Raw genomic sequence first — 16,293 nt, forward strand, 5'->3', positions numbered from 1 at the left:
CCGGTACGGTCCGGGCCGTCTCGGTTCCCGGCAGGGTCCGGGGGCACGCTCGGCCGGACGCGCCGTTCCGGCCCGCACGCGCGAGCCGAGCGCAAGCCGGACCCGCAAGCCGGACCTGCAAGCCGGACCCGCGGGACGTACGCGCAAGCCGGACCCGCGGGACGCACGCGCGAGCCGAGCGCGCCGCCGGGCACGGGACGTGCTCCGGGGCGCGGCTCGCTCAGCGGTCCCTCAGCGCGCCTTCAGCGCCGGGTGTTCCGCGACGACCGTGCAGGAGCCGGGCGCGATCTCCGTGAAGCCCGCGTCCCGGACCAACGGCAGCCCGCTCCGGGTGAGTCGCGCCCAGCGCGCCCGGTCCGCGGTCCGTACGGCGAGCGGGAAGCCGGCCGCGCGCCACGCCGACCGCTCGGCGGGCGGCAGGCGCAGCCACGCCAGCTGGGCGCCGTGCCCCGCCTGTGCCATCGCCTTGCCCGCCGACATCTCCAGCTCCGGGCTGAGCCACAGCACGGGGCGGCCGGACGCCGGTGCGGGCGGCGGTACGGGGTCGGCCAGCTCCGTACCGGACACCTGGAGCTTCACCAGTTCCTTCGGCCAGCCGTCGACCGGGACCGGCGGGTACACCCGCACCTCGGCCGAGCCGCCGGTGACGGTGATGCCCGGCAGGGCCGCCGCGCGCCGCCACTCCGCGCCGCGCGCCCTGCGCACCACCTTGCGGATCCGGGCGTCCTGCCAGGAGCGGACGGCCCGGTACCAGGCGCCGTCCGGGTCCGCCGCCCGCTCGTCCGACAGCAGCACGAGCACCGCCCGTGCCGCGGTCTCCAGCGCGTCCGTGCGCGACGGCGGGGCGGCCTTCTCGATCCGGACCACCAGGGGCAGGACGAACTGTGGTGCGGCGTCCCGTTCCGGGGCACTGTGCCGGAACGCGGCGGTGTCCGCGTGGCTGCCGCGGTCCGCTCCGGGGCCGGCGCCGGCACCGGAGTTGGTGCCGGTGTCGGTGCCAGTGCCGGTGCCAGTGCCGGTGCTGGTGCCGGATTCGGTGTCGGTGTCGGTGTCGGCGGAGGTCATCCGGTCAGTCTGCCAGCCGGAGTGGCCCGTATCCGCGGGACCTCCTTGGCGGAATGTTGCATTCCGGGACAGCATTGCCCCATGCGCAGCGATCTCTTCGCCTCCGAGAACATGGTTCAGCCACCCACCGCGCCGGGGATGGTGCTGCAGAACTCCAAGGCGGTCAAATATGTGGTGAACGGCGAGTGTTACGCCCGCCAGGGCTCGATGATCGCCTTCCGCGGCAATCTCCGGTTCGAGAAACAGGGCCAGGGCGTGGGGAACTTCCTCAAGCGCGCCGTCACGGGCGAGGGGCTGGCCCTGATGGCCGTCCGCGGCCAGGGCGAGGCGTGGTTCGCCCACGAGGCGGCCAACTGTTTCATCATCGACTTCGTCCCCGGCGACAGCCTCACCGTCAACGGCCGCAACGTCCTCTGCTTCGACGCCGGGCTCGGCTACGAGATCAAGGTTGTCAAGGGCGCGGGGATGGCCGGGGGCGGGCTGTTCAACAGCGTCTTCAGCGGCCAGGGCCGGCTCGCGGTGATCTGCGAGGGCGATCCCATCGTCATCCCCGTCTCGCCGCAGGTCCCCGTCTTCGTCGACACCGACGCGGTCGTCGGCTGGAGCGCGCATCTCGCGACCTCCCTGCACCGTTCGCAGAGCGTCGGTTCGATGATCCGCGGCGGCTCGGGGGAGGCGGTGCAGCTCCGGCTGGAGGGGGACGGGTTCGTCATCGTCCGGCCGAGCGAGGCGAAACCGGTACCGGCCTCGAACTGACGCGGGCCGGCGTGCGGAGCGGCAGAGGGCGGAGCGGCAAAGGGGCCGTGGTGGGGAAGCCTGCGGGGCCCCGGACACGGCGCCGGCGGCGCTTCCCGCGCTCCGCCGTCCGGCTGCGCCTCCGCCGTCCGGCTGCGCCTCCGCCGTCCGGCTGCGCCTCCGCCGTCCGGCTAAGCCTCCGCGAGCGGCTTCGCGTCCCGGGCGAGTGCGGTGAGCCGGGATATCGCCCGGAAGTACTTCTTGCGGTAGCCACCCTTGAGCATGTCCTCGCCGAACAGCTGGTCGAAGGGCACACCCGAGGCGAGCACGGGTATCTCGCGGTCGTACAGCCGGTCCGCCAGCACGACCAGGCGCAGGGCCGTGGACTGGTCCGGAACCGGCCGCACATCGGTCAGACAGACGGCGCGGAGCTCGTCCGTCAGCGCTCCGTAGCGGCTGGGGTGGATCCGGGAGAGGTGCTCCAGCAGGTCGGGGAAGGCGTCGAGCGAGGCGCCCGGGGTGCGGTGCGCGGCCCGCTCGACCTCCTCGCCGGCGAAGGGCGGCGGCGCCTCCGGCAGACCGCGGTGACGGTAGTCCTCACCGTCGATCCGCAGCGGCCGGAAGTGCGCGGAGAGGCCCTGGATCTCACGGAGGAAGTCCTGGGCGGCGAACCGGCCCTCGCCGAGCTTGCCCGGCAGGGTGTTCGAGGTGGCGGCGAGCCCGACGCCGGCGTCCACCAGCTTGCCGAGCAGCGTGGACACGAGCACGGTGTCGCCCGGGTCGTCCAGCTCGAACTCGTCGATGCACAGCAGCCGGTGGTCGCCGAGCGTCCGCACGGTCTGCTGGAAGCCGAGCGCGCCGACCAGATTGGTCAGCTCCACGAAGGTGCCGAACGCCTTCCGCTCCGGCGGGGCCGGCGTGGCATGCCACAGCGAGGCGAGCAGATGGGTCTTGCCGACGCCGTAGCCGCCGTCGAGGTACACCCCGCGCGGGCCCGCCGGGGCGGCCGGCTTCCGGGCGAACCAGCGGCGCTTCCCGCCGCCCGCGGCCCCCTCGCCGCCGAGCCCGGCGGCGAAGCCGCTCAGCACCTGGACGGCCTCCGCCTGGCTGGGCTGCGCCGGGTCCGGGATGTACGTCTCGAAGCGGGCGTCCCGGAAACGGGGCGGCGGCACCATCTCCGCGACCAGGCGCTCGGCGGGCACCTGCGGATCACGGGCGCAGAGCGACAGCGGAGCCTCCGTGACGTCGGTCATCGGGCTCGGGGCGGCGGAGGAAGAGTGCACAGCACCCCAGCCTAACCGGACATGCGTCCGGCCGCGGACCGTGATCCCGCGCACACCGGCCGCCGGGGCAGCCGTCCGCCGCGCGGTACCGGCGCGGCCCGGTGCGGGGCTCCCGGCGGGCGGCAACCGCGCTTCGCGCGCCCCGGAATGCCCCGTGGGGGAGCGTGACAGACTGCTGACCATGCGACGTCTGTTCCCCCTGACCGCCGAGTCCGCCACCCCGGACCTGCTCGTCGAGCGCGAGTGGGGCCTGGGCGAACTGGCTGACACCTACGCCTATCCGGAGGACGGCGCGCTGCCCTGGCTGCGGGGCAACATGGTCGCCTCCCTGGACGGCGCCGCGTACCACGACGGACGGTCCCAGCCGCTTTCCTCCCCGGCCGACATGCGCGTCTTCGGGGTGCTGCGCGGCCTGGCGGACGTCGTGATCGCCGGAGCGGAGACCGTGCGCAAGGAGGGCTACCGCCCGGCCCGCGCGCGCGAGGCGTTCGCCGACCGCCGGGCCGCCCTCGGCCAGGCGCCCGCCACGGTGATCGCCGTGGTGAGCGCGAGCCTGGACCTGGACTACACGCTGCCGCTCTTCACGGAGCCGCTCGTTCCCACGCTGGTCCTCACCGGCGCGGCTGCCGTCGCCGAGCGCCCCGAACGGGTCCGGCGCGCCCGTGCGGCGGGCGCGGAGGTGCTCACGGCGGGGCACGGCGAGGGCGTCGAGCCCGCGGTGGCCGTGCGGGTCCTCGCGGAACGGGGGCTGACCCGCCAGCTGACGGAGGGCGGCCCGCGGCTGCTCGGCCAGTTCGCCGGGGCCGGCGCGCTCGACGAACTGTGCTTCACCCTCGCCCCGGTGGTCACCGCCGGGGCAGCGCCGCGCATCATGCAGGGACCGGCGATCACCGTGCCGGAACGATTCGCTCTCGCCTCGGTCCTGGAGGAGGACGGCTTCCTCTTCACCCGCTACCGCAGGGAGCCGGGTGATCGCCCGGACGGGCCGGGCGGCCCGGACGGCTGAGCCGGCCCGGGCACCGGGAGCCGGTCAACTCCCGGAAGATATCGTTCCGCCTGACCCCGTTGGACGACAGGCTTGTCTGGACAGGCCCCGTGCGCGCGAGTGCGGGGCAGGATGGTTTCCGTAGGGCCCGCGGGCCCGAGAGGAAGAAGGGCGCTCGCCGTGTTCACCTCCGTACTCATGATCGAGAAGCCGCTGGTGCCCGCCGACGTGGAGCTCGTCACCACGCTCCACGGGGACGAACCCGTCGCGTTCGTCGTGCTCATGCAGCCCCACGGCGACCAGGACCGGCTCCTCAGAGCCCTCGACGACGTGGCCCTCGGCGAACTGGGGGAGGCCATCCGCGAGGCGGACGAGCCCGAGGGCGAGGAGGCGGCCGGCCCGGCGGAGCGCGCCCTCGCCCACTCCCTGGAGTCCCTCCGCGCGGCCGGCGCCGAGGCGGTCGGGCAGATCGTCGAGGAACACCCGCTCGACCTGCTGAAGAGCGTCGTCGAACAGACGCACGCCGACGAGGTGATCGTGCTGACGGCGCCGCACCTCGTCGAGGAGTTCTTCCACCGCGACTGGACCTCCCGCGCCCGGCACAAGGTCGGCGTCCCGGTGCTCAAGCTCTACGCCCACACCGAATAGGCTGGGGCCGCTCAGACCCCCGGGCCGGCCGGCCCGCAGCGACCCAGGAGATACCCGCATGGCACCCGCCGTCCCGTCCGCCATGGACCGCCCGCACTTCATCGGCATCGGCGGTGCGGGCATGTCGGGAATCGCCAAGATCCTCGCCCAGCGCGGGGCGCGCGTGGCGGGCAGCGACGCCCGCCACTCGGCGACCGCCGAGGCGCTGCGCGGGCTGGGCGCCACCGTGTACATCGGCCACGCGGCGGAGCATCTGGCCGCCGACGCCAGCTGCGTGGTCGTCTCCAGCGCCATCCGCGCCGACAACCCGGAGCTGGCGGCGGCCACCGAACGCGGCATCCCCGTGATCCACCGCTCCGACGCCCTCGCCGCGCTGATGGAGGGGCTGCGGCCGATCGCCGTCGCCGGCACCCACGGCAAGACCACCACCACCTCCATGCTCGCGGTGGCCCTGACCACCCTCGGCCGGGACCCCTCCTACGCGATCGGCGGCGATCTGGACGCCCCCGGCTCCAACGCCCTGCACGGCAGCGGCGAGATCTTCGTGGCCGAGGCGGACGAGAGCGACCGCAGCTTCCACAAGTACGCGCCCGAGGTGGCGGTGGTCCTCAACGTGGAGCTGGACCACCACGCCAACTACGCCTCCATGGAAGAGATCTACGAGTCCTTCCAGATCTTCGCCGGCCGTATCCGCCCCGGCGGCACCCTCGTCGTCTCCGCCGACCAGGCCGGGGCGCGGGAGCTCACCGCGCGGATCACCGCCGAGGGGGCGCCGGGCCGGGATCTGCGGATCGTCACCTACGGCGAGGCGGAGGACGCCGACGTCCGCATCGTCACCATCAAGCCGCGCGGACTGACCAGCGAGGTCACCGTGCTGTTCGACGGCCGCGTGATCACCTTCACCGTCTCCGTCCCGGGCCGCCACTACGCGGGCAACGCCGTGGCCGCCCTGGTCGCCGGCAGCGCGCTCGGCCTGCCGGTGCACAACCTCGCCTCGGCCCTCGGCTCGTACACCGGCGTCAAGCGCCGCCTCCAGCTCCGGGGCACCGCGAACGGCGTGCAGGTCATCGACTCCTACGCCCACCACCCCACCGAGATCGCCGCCGACCTGGAGGCCATCCGCGGCGGCGCCGGCGACGGCCGGGTCCTCGTCGTCTTCCAGCCCCATCTCTTCAGCCGCACCCAGGAGCTGGGCATCGAGATGGGCGAGGCCCTGACCCTCGCCGACTCCTCCGTGGTCCTGGACATCTACCCGGCCCGCGAGGACCCGGTCCCCGGCGTCACCAGCGCCCTGATCATCGACGCGGCCACCGCCAAGGGCGCCGACGTACGGGCCGAGCACTCCATGAACGCCGTGCCGGAGCTGATCGCGGGAATGGCCCGGCCCGGCGACCTGGTTCTCACCATGGGCGCGGGCGACGTCACCGAGCTGGGCCCGGAGATCCTGGCCCGCCTGGGGAGCTGAACCGCGGCCGGGCCGGCCGGGGCGCCGCCCCGCACGCACCTGCGCGGGGACGCGCGAGGACACGAGGAGAGGACCGCAGATGCCGTACGAGATCGAGAAGACGGACGAGCAGTGGCGCGCGGAGCTGTCCCCGGCCGAGTACGCCGTGCTCCGCGGGGCGGGCACCGAACCCGCGTACACCGGTGAGTACACCGACACCAAGACCGCCGGCGTCTACTCCTGCCGGGCCTGCGGCGCCGAACTCTTCCGGTCCGACACCAAGTTCGCGTCGCACTGCGGCTGGCCGTCCTTCTACGACCCCAAGGAGTCGGACGCCGTCGAACTGATCGAGGACCGCTCGCACGGCATGGTCCGCACCGAGGTGCGCTGCGCCCGCTGCGGCTCCCACCTGGGCCACGTCTTCGAGGGCGAGGGCTACCCGACGCCGACGGACCAGCGGTACTGCATCAACTCGATCTCCCTGCGGCTGCTTCCGGACGAGGGCTGACGCGAGTTCAGCCGCGCTGCTGAGCACGGCCGGCCGCGTCGCCGCCCTCCCCGGAGACAGCGCCGGCGCGCCGGTAGCGCGCGGGTGTGGTGCCCACATGGCGGGTGAAGTGCCGGTTCAGGTGGGACTGATCGTGGAAGCCCGCGGCGGTGGCGACGTCGGCGGGCCGGTGCCCGTCGAGGAGGAGACGGCGTGCCCGCTCGATGCGCCTGCCGGTGAGATAGGTGTGCGGCGGCAGGCCGTAGGTCTGCTTGAAGCAGCGGATCAGATGGGTGGGGTGGGCGTGCAGGGTGGCAGCGGCGTCCTGGAGGGAGAGGCCGGCCGTGATCCGGGCGTCCAGGAGTTCCCGCAGCCCGGTGGCGAGCCGGTTCGCCTCACGCTCCGGCGGGCGGGGCCGGCGGGCCGCGAGGTGGAAGTGGAGCCGTTCCCGGATGAACGCCAGGCGGGACTCGGCCTCGAACTCGTCCCCGGCGCGGGCGAGTGCGGCGTGCAACTGCTCGATCCGGTGGCGTAACAGCGCGTCGCCGATGACCGGAGCGTCCACCGCACGGCCCGTCAGACGCCGCGGCAGCACGGAGGTGTCGAGGTACAGGTTGCGCTTGCGGAAGCCGGACGGGGTGACCGTCCGGCCGTCATGGGGGACGCCGGGCGGCAGCAGGAGAACGGCTGCGCGGCCGGCCGCCCCGTGGCGGCGGCGGTCGAGCGCGAAGTCCACCGAGCCGTCGTCGAGGATCATCAGATCCCAGGTGTCGTGGGTGTGGGCGGGATAGGCGTGGTCGGTGAAGTGCGCGTGGAAGACCTCGGCGATCCCGGGGACCGGCGGCCTCCAGGCTCTGACGGAGGTGCGGGTGCGGTCGGACCCCGTGCCAGGCATGCCAGCAACGTACAAGACCGGCGGAGCCCGGAGACGGCAGTCTCGTGACCCCGGCCGGAGGGCCGGAGCGGCCACTCCCGGTGGCCGGCCGCGAGAAGGGGTGCCCTATGTCCGTGTCAGCAGTTCCTGTCAACCTCGCCGACAAACTCTCGCGGTTCAGCGAGTTGTGGACGCAGAAGAAGGTGGCCGCGCTCAACGACTACGAGGTCAAGCTGGCCAAGCTCAAGGGGGAGTTCGTCTGGCACACCCACGAGGACACCGATGAGCTGTTCCTCGTCATCGGCGGACGGCTGACCATCCGGCTCAGGGAAGGCGGCAGGGACGGCGCTGTGGTGCTGCGGCCCGGCGAACTGTTCGTGGTGCCCCGCGGGGTCGAGCACTGCCCCCTGGCGGACGAGGAGACCGCGATCCTGTTGTTCGAACCGGCGGGAACGCTCAACACCGGTGGCGCGGGAGGGCCGATGACCAAGGCGGCCGAAATCCTCGGCTGAGGAGCGGCGCCGGCCGCCGTCCCCGCGCTGTCCACGGGATCGCCGAGCCCGGCACCGCGGGCCGGGGGCGTCCCGCCGGATCACGCCGATGCCGGGGCCCTGCTGGCAGATCGACCGCGACAGCCTGGTCGAGGTCCTCACCGACAGCCGGCTGAACCTTATGTTGGAGTGGCCCGCTCCCGGCCCCTCGTCTTCGCTCTCCTTGCCTCCGGCTCCCCGTGCTGCACGGCTCCCTACCCTGCCACGCCCGGGTTCGACCGTCTTCGTCCTCCTGAACCGGGGAGCGGAACCGGGGAGCGGACCCTCAACGTGTTCCTCGGGGCTCGGTCTCGGACAGCGCCTTCATCCCGTTCATGGCGACGTTGGTGTGCCGGCACGCAGGAGTGAGGCTCCGAGCGGGGTGAGTGTATGGAGCACGGATGTGGTGTGCCGGTGGCTGACGATGAGGCCGGCATCGCGCAAGGTGGTGGCGTGCTGGCTGGCCGATGACGCCGAGACCCCCACCGTCCGGGCGAGTTCCCCGGTGGTGGCTCCAGCGGCAACGGCGCGCAGGACCGCCGCCCGGGTACGCCCGAGAAGGGCCGCCAGGGGCACGCTGGAGCCGAGGTCTTCCGGAAGCGCCGAGCAGTGGGGCTCGTGATTGAGCGGGTAGAGCAGGACAGGGGCCAGCGTTGTGTCGCCGAAGGTCACAGGGTTTCCCCAGCAGAAGTAGGACGGGACCAGAAGGAGTCCGCGGCCGCTGAGGTACAGGTCGCGGTCCTCGGGATAGTCCGTGTGCAGGACCGGGCGCCGCCATCGAAGACCGGGCCCCAGGCTCCGCAGGATCCCCTCGGTTCCGTGATCGACCACGGCGCGAGCGCGCGCGGCCCGCTCTGCTTCGACGCGGGCTTCGATGCGGTCGCCGTACGGAGCGATGACGGTGTTGTAGTAGGCGCGCAGGGCTCGTACCAGTTGCTTGCGCATGTCCGGCTCGGCCAGGCGGGCCGCCCAAGCGGGGGCGCCGCTGGTGCGGTCGAGGATGCTCATCTCGTGCAGGACCCGGCGTCGCGGCGTACGAAGGATGGCCTCAAGACCGGTGTCGAGCCCTTCGGCGCCCTCGGGAGGGGTGAGGAAATCGGGAAAATAGACGGCGCGAGGGACCAACGGTAACAAAAAGGTGCGCACGGTGTGGCTGAACCCTGTGGCATGCAGGCGGGTCCGGGCCGTGCGATGCCACTCCGCATGGGCCCAACGACCCTGGCGGGACTGGAAACGGTGGAGGCTCATGCAGATTTCCCACAGTGGATCCGGTGCGGCCGCAATACGCGTCCGGCTCAGGTCGGCATCGTTGAAGTGGATCCGGAGCATTCTGTTCCCCCTTGTGACCTGGGCTTTTCCGGCAGAGCCAAGGACTCTGGCCGGCCATGCTCGCGCACGGGATGCTCGGGTTCAACGCGGCGCGAGGATCGCGGTCCTCGGCGGCGCCCCGGACGACATGAGGAGGTCTTGAGTAGATGAAGCGTCAAACCTTGCGCAGTGTTGCTGGATTCGTGATGGGCATGGGGCTTCTGGGCGGTGTGGGCGTGGTCGCCACGTCAACGCCCGCTGCTGCGGCTACGCCGAACTGCAACACCACCCACCAGTGGGCTGCGGGCAACTACAACAACCAGAGGACCCATCTCAAGCTGCCCTCGTACACCGGTGGCCTGACGACCTGCTACATGGGTCCCGGCTTCTCCGGGAGCGAGGTCTACGCACTCCAGCACGCCCTGGTGAAGTGCTACAAGCGGGACATCGCCATCGACGGCCAGTATGGCAGCCAGACCAAGTCAGCCCTTGCGTACGCTCAGCGTCAGGAGGGGATCGATGACGACGGACTGTACGGGTGGGTGACACGGAAGAGCATCAAGTGGCCGCGGTACTACTCCAGCTTCCACACGTGGACCAAGACATGCAGGCGCATCTGAACCCTGAGGTGCAGGCCCCGCACACCAGATGCGGGGCGCGTCCTCCGAGCACGCGGGGGGAATGATCCCTATCCGCTCGACCGGGTCTTCCCGTGTTTGAGGATCAGGCGAGGCCTGGCCGACGCGGATGCAGGCCGGGCCAGATGATCACGGGTGTCGAATCCGGATGACCACAACGGGGCCCGTGCCCGCGTCCTTGGACGGGCCGCTCGGGATCCGGACCGATCCCCGCACGGCCCCCCAAGCGGTCGCGCGGCGTCAGGGCACGGCCAGGACCGCCGCCGACTCCGGGGGCAGCCGCACCACCCCGTCGGCGCCCGGGGCCCCGCAGTCGCCCCATGCCGCCAGCACCCGGGCGTGCGGGGCGTCGGCGGGCACGCGGGCCTCACGACCCGGCGACAGGTTCACCACGGTGCGCAGCGCGCCCCGGGCGGCGCACAGCCAGCGTTCCGCGCCGTCGTAGGTGACCCGCGTGCCGTCCAGGCAGGGGCCGGCGGCCGGCTCCGGCAGCGCGCGGCGGAGCGCGATCAGCTCGCGGTGCCAGGCCAGCAGCCGGGTGTGCGGATCGCGGCCCGGCTCGTCCCAGTCCAGGCAGCTGCGCCCGCGGGTGGCCGGGTCCTGCGGGTCGGGGATGTCGTCCTCCGCCCAGCCGTGCGAGGCGAACTCCCGCCGCCGGCCGCGCCGTACGGCTTCCGCCAGCTCCGGGTCCGGGTGGTCGGTGAAGTACTGCCAGGGCGTGCGCGCGCCCCACTCCTCGCCCATGAAAAGCATCGGCGTGTACGGGGAGGTGAGTACGAGCGCGGCGGCGCAGGCCAGCAGCCCGGGGGAGAGGCCGGCGGCGAGCCGGTCGCCGAGGGCGCGGTTGCCGATCTGGTCGTGGGTCTGGGCGTAGGCCAGCAGCCGGTGCGCCGGGGTGGTGCGCGGGTCGAGCGGGGCGCCGTGCGAGCGCTCCCGGAAGCTGGACCAGCCGCCGTCGTGGAAGAAGCCGCCGGTGAGGGTCTTGGCCAGGGCGTGCAGCGGGTCCTCGGCGAAGTCGGCGTAGTAGCCCTGCCGTTCGCCAGTGAGCGCGGTGTGCAGGGCGTGGTGGAAGTCGTCGTTCCACTGGGCGTGCACCCCGTGGCCGCCCGCCGCGCGGGGCGCCGTGGTGCGCGGGTCGTTGACGTCCGACTCGGCGATCAGGAAGAGCGGCCGGCCGGTCCGGACGGCCAGCGCGTCCACCGCGGCGGAGAGCTCGGCGAGGAAGTGCCGGGCCCGGTCGTCGCGCAGGGCGTGCACGGCGTCGAGCCGCAGGCCGTCGGCGCGGTAGTCGCGCAGCCAGGACAGGGCGCTGCCGGTGAAGTACGCGCGGACCTCGTCGGAGCCGGGGGCATCCAGATTGACGGCCGCGCCCCACGGGGTGTGGTGGCGCTCCGTGAAGTACGGGCCGAATTCCGGGAGATGGTTGCCGGAGGGGCCGAGGTGGTTGTGGACGACGTCCAGGACGACGCCGAGCCCGTGCCCGTGCGCCGCGTCGATGAACCGCTTGAGACCGTCGGGCCCGCCGTACGGTTCGTGCACCGCCCAGGGCGCCACCCCGTCGTAGCCCCAGCCGTGGGTGCCGGGGAACGGGCAGACGGGCATCAGTTCGACGTGGGTGACGCCCAGATCGGCCAGATGGCCCAGCCGCCGGGCGGCCGCGCCGAAGGTGCCCTCGGGGGTGAACGTGCCGATGTGCAGCTCGTACAGCACGGCTCCGGGCAGCGGCCGGCCGTGCCAGGGATGCCGCCAGTCGAACAGGCCGTGGTCCACGACGGCGCCCGGGCCGCCGGGGCCGTCCGGCAGCCGGGGGGCGCGCGGGTCGGGGCGGACGGGGCCGCCGTCCACGGAGAAGCCGTAGCGGGTGCCGTCCGCGGCCGGTGCCTCGGCCCGCCACCAGCCGGGGCGTGCCGGGTCGCGCTCCATGGCGGTCACGGCGTCACCGGCACGATCGGCGCCACCGCTGCTACCGGCGTCACCTCTGCCGCCGCTGCCGCCGGTGCCACTGCCGTCCGTCAGGTGCAGCGCGACGGCACCGGCCCGCGGTGCCCACACCTCGAAGTCCACGGATGCTCCTCCCGCCGGTGTCCGGGTACGGGGCCGCGCGCCGGCGCCCCCGCCGGCCGGGAACGGCCGGGCCTCCATGCTGCGCGATCCGGGGCGGGGACGCAGCAGGGCACGGGCCGTCCGTCCGGACAGGACGCCATGGGAGAGCTCCTGGCCGCGCCCGCTCGCCTGTGCGGTACGGGCAGCCGTGGCCGTTCCGGCGCTCCCTGCCGGGCTGCTGCCCGGCCGAGCACCGGCCGGCCGGGGAACCGCCCCGGCCACGCGGGACCGGGGCGGCAGCCGGGGAGGACGGCCGGGAAGCCATGAGGTCCTGGGATCAGGAGCCGCAGGGCCTGCCCCGCGTCAGCCGTCCGCGGGCGCGGGCACGAGGCAGATCCGCTCCTGCGTGATCGGATAGCCCGCCTTGGCGAAGGCCGCGGCCATGGGGAAGTTGCCCTGGTCGGTCGCGGCGGCGATACGGTCCGCGCCCTCGGCGGCCAGCTTGTGCGTGCACTCGGCCAGCAGTTCGTACGCGTAGCCGTTCCCGCGGTGCTCCGGCAGCACCCCGATGAAGCCGACGCAGGGGCCGCTCGGGTTGTGGGCGGGGATGTGCACCCCGGCCAGGGTGCCGTCCGGGGCGTGGGCCAGCTGCCACCACTCGCGCGGCGAGGGGCACCAGCGGAAGAAGTCGAGATCCTCCTGAGCCGCCGCCTCGGCACCGTGCCGGGCCGCGGTGTCGCGGGTGTGGGCGTCGAGGCTGCCCTCCGCGATCCGGCGCAGCACGTCCAGGAACACGGCGTCGTCCGGCTCGCCGCGGAAGCGCAGCCGTCCCGGCCGCTCGGGCAGGCCGCAGTCCGGCGTCCACGCGTAGCGGAAGCGTTCGACGAGGAGCCGCAGCCCGGCGGCGCGCGCCGCGCCGAGACGCCGTTCGGCGGCCGCACGTGCCCGCGGGCTGGTGCGCCAGCCGGTGGGGAGCATCAGTTCGTACTCGGTCCGCAGGGGAGAGCCGCGCAGGAGTTCGGCGGCCGCCTCGTCCTCGCCCTCGGCGAAGTCGAACCAGTCGAGCAGGACCGGCTTCGTATCGCCGGGGCCTCCCCACCAGGCGGCGCGCGCCACGACGCGGCCGTCGCGCAACGCGACCCGGGTCCAGTCGGGGCGGTACTCGCCGCCCTCGCGGACAGTGCGGTAGACGTGCCCCAGCAGCTCGCGGCCGACGAGACCGGTGTCGGGGTGGGAGAGGGAGGTGAACAGATGTGCGTCGCTCTCGGTGAGCGCGCGGAAGACCAGCTCGGTCATGGGGTCCTTCCGGGAAACGGGGTGCACGCTCCCGGATGGCGCGGTCGGCTCAGCCGTGGGACGCCCGGCGGACGGGGCGGGAGCGTGGCATGGCGGTGATGTGCACGGCTCTCGCCTCCTTTCCGGCTGGTCGTCGGGCGTCAACGGCGAACCTAGCGGCAGTGGTTGGGGATGTCGAACGCTTTTCGCCAGGACGCACGAACCGCCCTGGCCGCGCCGGCCGCTGCGCCGGCCGAACGGTTCCCCGGGCCGGCCGTGCCCGCGCCCGAGGCCGGCTCCGGCGTGCGGTGTCCCGCTCCGGACCCTGGGCCCGCCGACCGGTGCACGGACCTCCGCCCCGGACGGTCAGCCGGTGAGGTGCCCGGGTGGCCGTGGTCCCGGCCGAGGGGGAAGCGGACGGGAAGCGGGCCGCGCCGGGGGCCTCCGGGCCCGCTTCCCGTCCGTCATGCGCGGGTCCCGGGCACCCGTCCGTCCTCGTGATCGCGCTCCGTGGGCCGTCCTGCCGGCGAAGCGCCGCCGTCCGGAGTTCCGTCGGGGCCGGCCGGCAAACCGCCGGCCACCGGACCCCCGCCCCCGGCCGCCGCCTCACCCGGCAGTCGCGGCAGCAGCCGCAGCAGCGGGCGCGGCATCCACCAGGCGGCCTTGCCCAGCACCGCCATCACGGACGGGACGAGGACGAGCCGGACGAGGGTGGCGTCGATCGCGATGGCGACGGCCAGGCCGAAGCCGAAGAGGTTGACGACCCGCTGGTCGTTGAGCTGGAAGCTGCCGAAGACGACGACCATGACCGAGGCCGCGGCCGTGATGACCCGGGCGGTGGCGGCGATGCCGTCCCGGACGGAGCCGCCGGTGTCGCCGGTGCGCAGGTACTCCTCGCGGACCCGGCTGAGCAGGAACACCTCGTAGTCCATCGAGAGCCCGAAGAGCACCGCGAAGAGCATGATCGGGGCGAAGGACTCCACCGGCCCCGGCTCGGCCCCGAGCAGCCCGGCACCCCAGCCCCACTGGAAGACGGCGACCACGACGCCGTAGGCGGCGCCCACGGACAGCAGGTTCATCACCGCGGCCTTCAACGGAAGGACGAGGGAACGGAATTCGACCATGAGCAGCAGGAAGCTGAGCCCCACCACGAAGGTCATGAACCAGCCCATCTCCCGGCCGAGCCGGTCGGCGAGGTCGATGGCGGTGGCGGTGGAGCCGCCGACGTGCGCCTCGGCGGCCTGCGTGTCCTCGGCGCCCTCCGTGTCCTCCACGGCGCCGGGCAGTACGTCGTCCCGCAGCCGGTGCACCAGCTCCTCGGTGGACTCCTCGTCCGGCGAGCCCTCGGGGACGACGGTGTAGAGGGCGGTCGTCCCGCTCTCGTCGAGCCGCGGCGGGCGCACCTCGGCCACCCCGTCCGTGCCCGCCAGTTCGGTGCGCAGATCCGCGGCGCTCCGCCGCACCTCCGCCCGGGAACCGTTCGCGCCGAAGTCCGCTGTGACGACGAGGGGGCCCGTCCAGCCGGGGCCGAAGTCCTCCGTGACCAGTTCGTAGGCGCGGCGCTGGGTGGTGTCCTCCGGGGCCGACCCGTCGTCGGCCGTGCCGAGGCGCAGGGAGAACAGGGGCAGGGCCAGGGCGACGAGGGTGACCGTCGAGGCCAGCAGGTACGGCCAGGGGTGCCGCTGGATGTGGGCGGTCCAGCGGTGCCAGCCGCTCGCCCGGCCGCCGCCGTGGTCGAAGCGGAGCCGCCGGACGCGGAACCGGTCCAGCCGGTCCCCGAAGACCGCCAGCAGCGCCGGCAGCAGGGTGACCGCCGCCAGCAGGGTGGCGGCCACCGTGAGGGCGCTGGCCAGGCCGAGGGCCGACACGAAGGGAATGCCGATCAGATAGAGGCTGAGGATGGCCACGATCACCGTGGCCCCCGCCACCAGCACGGACCGCCCGGCCGTGGACAGCGCCAGCGGGATCGACTCGGCCGGGGGGTGCCCGGCGCGCAGGTGCTCGCGGTGGCGGGTCACGACCAGCAGCGCGTAGTCGATGCCCACGCCGAGGCCGATCATGGCGGCGACCACGGGCCCGGAGGTGCCGATGGTGGTGAGACCGGCGGCCAGATGCACGGCCGACAGCCCCAGGGCGAGCGCGAACAGCGCCGTCACCAGCGGCACCACCATGGCGAAGACCGAGCCGAAGGCCACCAGGAGCACCAGTACCGCGGCGGCCAGGCCGATCGCCTCGCTGCCGGACGGGCCGCTCTCGGCCTGGAGCACGGCACCGCCGAACTCGACCTCCGCGCCCGCGTCCCGCACCGGGGCGAACGCCTCCTGCGCGGCGTCCACCGACTCCGCGGGCACGTCCTTGGCGCGCTCCTCGAACCGCACGGTGGCCATCGCGGTCCGTCCGTCCTCCGAGACCATGGCCGGGCCCGGGCCGTACGGGGACTGTGCCGCGGCCACGCCGTCCGCGTCGCGCACCTCCGTGAGGGCGTCCGCGACGGCGGCCTTCACCTCCGGCGAGGTCACGTCCCCGCCGCCGTCCCGGCCGTTCCCGCCGGTGTGGATCACCACCTGCATGCCGTCCCCGGACATGTCCGGGTAGCGCTCGCGGAGGGTGTCGTACGCGGCCTGGGAGTCGGAGTCGCTCAGCGTGAGGTCATTGCTGAACTCGCCGCCCGCGCCGCGCGCGGCGAGGCCGGCGCCGGCCACCGCCAGCAGCCAGAGGGCGATCACCAGCCATCGGTGCCGCACCGAGAAACGAGCCAGGGCAGAGAGCACGTCAGCCTCCATGGGTCAGGGCGTGCGGGGGGCCGGACCACTCCGCGACATGTGCCTTGACGCTAGAGTAAACACGTGTCTACACAGGTGGCAAACATGTGCCTGGGTGCGAGAGGGAAGACGAGGAAGGGGGAGAGGACGCGGAGCCGGGCGCGGCGGGCGCGGCACGGGCTCGCGGGACCGGCGTTGCGGAGGGAGCGTGCCGCC

At 73.7% G+C, this 16,293-nt stretch carries 14 protein-coding genes; 7 read left to right on the top strand and 7 right to left on the bottom strand.

Translation table 11 applies throughout. The annotated features are described in order from the left end of the window. Positions 1-231: 231 nt before the first annotated feature. Positions 232-1,065, bottom strand: coding sequence for a peptidyl-tRNA hydrolase (locus IF83_RS0113300; RefSeq protein WP_078843444.1), 834 nt, complete (start codon positions 1,063-1,065; stop codon positions 232-234). 81 nt (positions 1,066-1,146) lie between these two features. Between IF83_RS0113300 and IF83_RS0113305 the strand changes: the two genes are divergently transcribed. Next, positions 1,147-1,821 (top strand): AIM24 family protein, encoded by a 675-nt coding sequence (locus IF83_RS0113305; RefSeq protein ID WP_030544357.1) that lies wholly within the window; start codon positions 1,147-1,149, stop codon positions 1,819-1,821. 170 nt (positions 1,822-1,991) lie between these two features. On the opposite strand, the gene zapE is transcribed toward IF83_RS0113305, so the two are convergent. Next, positions 1,992-3,053, bottom strand: a complete 1,062-nt coding sequence (zapE, locus tag IF83_RS0113310) for a cell division protein ZapE (protein WP_030544358.1) — start codon at positions 3,051-3,053, stop codon at positions 1,992-1,994. Between the two features lie 211 nt (positions 3,054-3,264). Here zapE and IF83_RS0113315 point away from each other — a divergent pair, with 211 nt between their 5' ends. From IF83_RS0113315 to msrB, 4 genes are all read left to right on the top strand, one after another. Continuing rightward, entirely contained in the window at positions 3,265-4,089 is an 825-nt protein-coding gene (locus IF83_RS0113315) for a pyrimidine reductase family protein (protein ID WP_030544359.1), read from the top strand. A 159-nt stretch (positions 4,090-4,248) separates the two neighbouring features. Continuing rightward, entirely contained in the window at positions 4,249-4,716 is a 468-nt protein-coding gene (locus IF83_RS0113320; protein WP_030544360.1) for a hypothetical protein, read from the top strand. A gap of 58 nt (positions 4,717-4,774) precedes the next feature. After that, entirely contained in the window at positions 4,775-6,181 is a 1,407-nt protein-coding gene (gene murC, locus IF83_RS0113325) for a UDP-N-acetylmuramate--L-alanine ligase (protein WP_030544361.1), read from the top strand. 79 nt (positions 6,182-6,260) lie between these two features. Beyond that, complete coding sequence (msrB, locus tag IF83_RS0113330) at positions 6,261-6,668, top strand: peptide-methionine (R)-S-oxide reductase MsrB (RefSeq protein WP_030544362.1); 408 nt, start codon at positions 6,261-6,263, stop codon at positions 6,666-6,668. A 7-nt stretch (positions 6,669-6,675) separates the two neighbouring features. On the opposite strand, the gene IF83_RS0113335 is transcribed toward msrB, so the two are convergent. Next, a complete protein-coding gene (locus tag IF83_RS0113335) occupies positions 6,676-7,542 on the bottom strand; it encodes a helix-turn-helix transcriptional regulator (protein ID WP_051722738.1) in 867 nt (288 codons plus the stop codon). A gap of 107 nt (positions 7,543-7,649) precedes the next feature. On the opposite strand from IF83_RS0113335, the gene IF83_RS0113340 reads away from it, so the two are divergent. Further along, positions 7,650-8,033: a cupin domain-containing protein gene (locus IF83_RS0113340; protein WP_030544364.1), complete on the top strand. Its 384-nt coding sequence runs from the start codon at positions 7,650-7,652 to the stop codon at positions 8,031-8,033. A 351-nt stretch (positions 8,034-8,384) separates the two neighbouring features. On the opposite strand, the gene IF83_RS0113345 is transcribed toward IF83_RS0113340, so the two are convergent. Beyond that, positions 8,385-9,380 (bottom strand): ArsR/SmtB family transcription factor, encoded by a 996-nt coding sequence (locus IF83_RS0113345; protein WP_030544365.1) that lies wholly within the window; start codon positions 9,378-9,380, stop codon positions 8,385-8,387. Between the two features lie 146 nt (positions 9,381-9,526). On the opposite strand from IF83_RS0113345, the gene IF83_RS31200 reads away from it, so the two are divergent. Then, the gene (locus IF83_RS31200; protein ID WP_078843446.1) at positions 9,527-9,979 is read left to right on the top strand and encodes a peptidoglycan-binding domain-containing protein; all 453 of its coding nucleotides are present in this window, start codon (positions 9,527-9,529) and stop codon (positions 9,977-9,979) included. Between the two features lie 258 nt (positions 9,980-10,237). Here IF83_RS31200 and treZ read toward each other — a convergent pair whose 3' ends face one another. The 3 genes from treZ to IF83_RS0113365 all read right to left on the bottom strand — a co-directional run bounded on the left by treZ (position 10,238) and on the right by IF83_RS0113365 (position 16,086). Beyond that, a complete protein-coding gene (gene treZ / locus IF83_RS0113355; protein WP_037679868.1) occupies positions 10,238-12,061 on the bottom strand; it encodes a malto-oligosyltrehalose trehalohydrolase in 1,824 nt (607 codons plus the stop codon). Between the two features lie 342 nt (positions 12,062-12,403). Next, positions 12,404-13,336, bottom strand: coding sequence for a GNAT family N-acetyltransferase (locus IF83_RS0113360; protein ID WP_030544368.1), 933 nt, complete (start codon positions 13,334-13,336; stop codon positions 12,404-12,406). 443 nt (positions 13,337-13,779) lie between these two features. After that, positions 13,780-16,086 (bottom strand): MMPL family transporter, encoded by a 2,307-nt coding sequence (locus IF83_RS0113365; RefSeq protein WP_158711043.1) that lies wholly within the window; start codon positions 16,084-16,086, stop codon positions 13,780-13,782. Positions 16,087-16,293: the final 207 nt, after the last annotated feature.

Source organism: Streptomyces albus subsp. albus, from assembly GCF_000719865.1.
In the GTDB taxonomy this organism is placed as follows: domain Bacteria; phylum Actinomycetota; class Actinomycetes; order Streptomycetales; family Streptomycetaceae; genus Streptomyces; species Streptomyces albus_E.